This window comes from Vibrio sp. 1249-1, from assembly GCF_033340495.1.
The window spans coordinates 1-1,061 of record NZ_JAWOWJ010000140.1 but is presented as its reverse complement, the minus strand read 5'-3'; the positions used below and the strand labels follow the sequence as shown (position 1 = coordinate 1,061).

The following is a 1,061-nucleotide window of genomic DNA, read 5'->3' as shown; positions in this document are numbered from 1 at the left end:
TACTGACACTCCAAGGCTTTTCGCCGCCGCAGTAAAGTTTTTATGTTTGATCAATGCAGAAAAGATCACCATTTGCGCAGCACGTTCAGATAACACGCAGTACCTCGATAAGAATGTGGGAAAAACAAAGGGCTCCGAAGAGCCCTTATAAAACAGTATTTACTAACGAACTAGAATGAAATGCGATCAGCGAGATGGCTGACGGCAAGCGCGAAGTAGTAAGAGCGGTTCCACTTCATCAGTACGTTATAGTTATTGTAAACCAGATAAGTACGACCATTTTCATCGTCAGGCATGATAAGCCATGCTTGGATATCTTCATTCAGTTTAGGTAATGGACTGCCATCGTACTTCGTGATGCCAAGTTTACTCCACTCCTGAAGATATTTGCCTTTTTCTGCCCCGCGTCCTTCTAGGCTACGATCAATCCCTTTCGGCACCTTCACTTGGCGCCCCCAAGTAAACTTATCGTCCCAGCCAGACTCGCTCAAGTAGTTAGCGGTAGACGCAAACACATCCGCTTCTGATTGCCAGATGTCTTTTTTTCCGTCTCCGTTACCATCGGCGGCAAAACGTAGGAAAGAGCTTGGCATAAATTGACACTGTCCCATCGCACCAGCCCAAGAACCTTTAAAATTATCTAGCTCGATATGGCCTTGATCAAGGATCTGCAGAGCCGCCATGGTCTCTTTGCGGAAAAATTCTTCACGACGACCTTCAAATGCCATCGTCGACAACGCATCAATTACGCGGAAGTTACCCGTAAACTTGCCAAAGTTACTTTCTACACCCCAGAGCGCAACAATAAAGCGAGGTTGCACGCCGTATTGATCGCCTATGCGCTTAAGCTCCGCATAGTGCTCTTTGTATAGTGCTTTGGCTTGCTTTACTTTCCACTCAGGGACTGCACGAGGAATGTATTCATCTAACGTCAGTTTTTTCTCTGGTTGGTTGCGGTCTGCTGTTACTGCTCTCGGTTTGTATTCAACATTTGCGAAAGCGGCACTGATTACCTGCTCTGAGATACCTTGGTTACGCGCTTCTGCACGCAATTTATCTAA

General features: G+C 46.3%; 1 protein-coding gene and 1 pseudogene. Both read right to left on the bottom strand.

Annotated elements, in window-relative coordinates; all coding sequences use genetic code 11:
* Positions 1–156: pseudogene (locus R7Z50_RS24820) on the bottom strand (LysR family transcriptional regulator); the annotation flags it as partial.
* A gap of 14 nt (positions 157–170) precedes the next feature.
* Positions 171–1,052 (bottom strand): lytic transglycosylase domain-containing protein, encoded by an 882-nt coding sequence (locus R7Z50_RS24815; RefSeq protein WP_411979511.1) that lies wholly within the window; start codon positions 1,050–1,052, stop codon positions 171–173.
* Positions 1,053–1,061 lie beyond the last annotated feature (9 nt).